At 51.9% G+C, this 2,500-nt stretch carries 1 rRNA gene (only partly in view); it reads left to right on the top strand.

What is annotated here, in order from left to right:
* A 23S ribosomal RNA gene (locus tag B0D95_RS10970) occupies positions 1-2,500 on the top strand (it extends past both window edges: 78 nt to the left, 310 nt to the right).

Below are 2,500 nucleotides of genomic sequence, written 5' to 3'. Positions count from 1 at the left end.
GGGGGAGCTGGCAAACAAGCTGTGATCCCGAGATCTCTGAATGGGGGAACCCACCTACTTTTAGTAGGTATCGTACAGTGAATACATAGCTGTACGAAGCGAACCCGGGGAACTGAAACATCTAAGTACCCGGAGGAAAAGAAATCAACCGAGATTCCCTCAGTAGCGGCGAGCGAAAGGGGACCAGCCCTTAAGTGGCTTTGGTATTAGTGGAAGGCTCTGGAAAGTGCCGCGATACAGGGTGATAGCCCCGTACACGAAAATGCCTTAGTCATGAAAACGAGTAGGACGGGACACGTGATATCCTGTTTGAATATGGGGGGACCATCCTCCAAGGCTAAATACTCCCAACTGACCGATAGTGAACCAGTACCGTGAGGGAAAGGCGAAAAGAACCCCTGTGAGGGGAGTGAAATAGATCCTGAAACCGTGTGCGTACAAGCAGTAGGAGCAGACTTGTTCTGTGACTGCGTACCTTTTGTATAATGGGTCAGCGACTTATTGTCAGTGGCAAGGTTAACCTTATAGGGGAGCCGTAGCGAAAGCGAGTCTTAATAGGGCGTCTAGTCGCTGGCAATAGACCCGAAACCCGGCGATCTATCCATGTGCAGGTTGAAGGTTGGGTAACACTAACTGGAGGACCGAACCCACAAATGTTGAAAAATTTGGGGATGACGTGTGGATAGGGGTGAAAGGCTAATCAAGCCGGGAGATATCTGGTTCTCCCCGAAAGCTATTTAGGTAGCGCGTCATGTCTCACCCAGGGGGGTAGAGCACTGTTTGGGCTAGGGGGTCATCCCGACTTACCAAACCCATGCAAACTACGAATACCCTGGAGTGCAATCATGGCAGACAGACAGCGGGTGCTAACGTCCGTTGTCAAGAGGGCAACAACCCAGACCGCCAGCTAAGGTCCCCAATGTTAGTTAAGTGGGAAACGATGTGGGAAGGCTTAGACAGCTAGGAGGTTGGCTTAGAAGCAGCCACCCTTTAAAGAAAGCGTAATAGCTCACTAGTCGAGTCGGCCTGCGCGGAAGATGTAACGGGGCTAAAACTAGCAACCGAAGCTGCGGCTGCATACTTTGTATGTGGGGTAGGGGAGCGTTCTGTAAGCCGTCGAAGGTGTGTTGAGAAGCATGCTGGAGGTATCAGAAGTGCGAATGCTGACATGAGTAACGATAAGGGGAGTGAAAAACTCCCCCGCCGGAAGATCAAGGGTTCCTGTCCAACGCTAATCGGGACAGGGTTAGTCGGCCCCTAAGGCGAGGCGGAAACGCGTAGTCGATGGGAAACAGGTTAATATTCCTGTACCTCTTTTTACTGCGATGGGGGGACGGAGAAGGCTAGAGCAGCACGGCGTTGGTTGTCCGTGTTTAAGGTCGTAGGCTGGTGTCTTAGGTAAATCCGGGATGCTAAGGCTGAGAACTGATGACGAGTGTTCCTCGGAACATGAAGTGCTTGATGCCATGCTTCCAAGAAAAGCCTCTAAGCTTCAGGTAAAAAGAGACCGTACTCCAAACCGACACAGGTGATCAGGTAGAGAATACCAAGGCGCTTGAGAGAACTCGGGTGAAGGAACTAGGCAAAATGGCACCGTAACTTCGGGAGAAGGTGCACTGCTGATGGTGAAGGGCTTGCCCCGTAAGCTATTGGCAGTCGAAGATACCAGGCCCCTGCAACTGTTTATTAAAAACACAGCACTCTGCAAACACGTAAGTGGACGTATAGGGTGTGACGCCTGCCCGGTGCCGGAAGGTTAATTGATGGGGTTAGCGCAAGCGAAGCTCTTGATCGAAGCCCCGGTAAACGGCGGCCGTAACTATAACGGTCCTAAGGTAGCGAAATTCCTTGTCGGGTAAGTTCCGACCTGCACGAATGGCGTAATGATGGGGGCGCTGTCTCCACCCGAGACTCAGTGAAATTGAAATCGCGGTTAAGATGCCGTGTTCCCGCGGCTAGACGGAAAGACCCCGTGAACCTTTACTATAGCTTTGCACTGAACTTTGAACCTATCTGTGTAGGATAGGTGGGAGGCTTTGAAGTCGAGACGCTAGTTTCGATGGAGCCGTCCTTGAAATACCACCCTGGTATGTTTGAGGTTCTAACGTCGGCCCCTTATCGGGGTTACGGACAGTGTATGGTGGGTAGTTTGACTGGGGCGGTCTCCTCCCAAAGAGTAACGGAGGAGCACGAAGGTGTGCTAATCATGGTCGGAAATCATGAGGTTAGTGTAAAGGCAAAAGCACGCTTGACTGCGAGACAGACATGTCGAGCAGGTACGAAAGTAGGTCTTAGTGATCCGGTGGTTCTGTATGGAAGGGCCATCGCTCAACGGATAAAAGGTACTCCGGGGATAACAGGCTGATACCGCCCAAGAGTTCACATCGACGGCGGTGTTTGGCACCTCGATGTCGGCTCATCACATCCTGGGGCTGAAGCCGGTCCCAAGGGTATGGCTGTTCGCCATTTAAAGTGGTACGCGAGCTGGGTTTAGAACGTC

It is taken from the genome of Cellvibrio sp. PSBB023, assembly GCF_002007605.1.
Classification (GTDB): Bacteria; Pseudomonadota; Gammaproteobacteria; order Pseudomonadales; family Cellvibrionaceae; genus Cellvibrio.
Note: the sequence above shows the minus strand (reverse complement) of the source record. Positions and strands in the feature narration are given on the sequence as shown.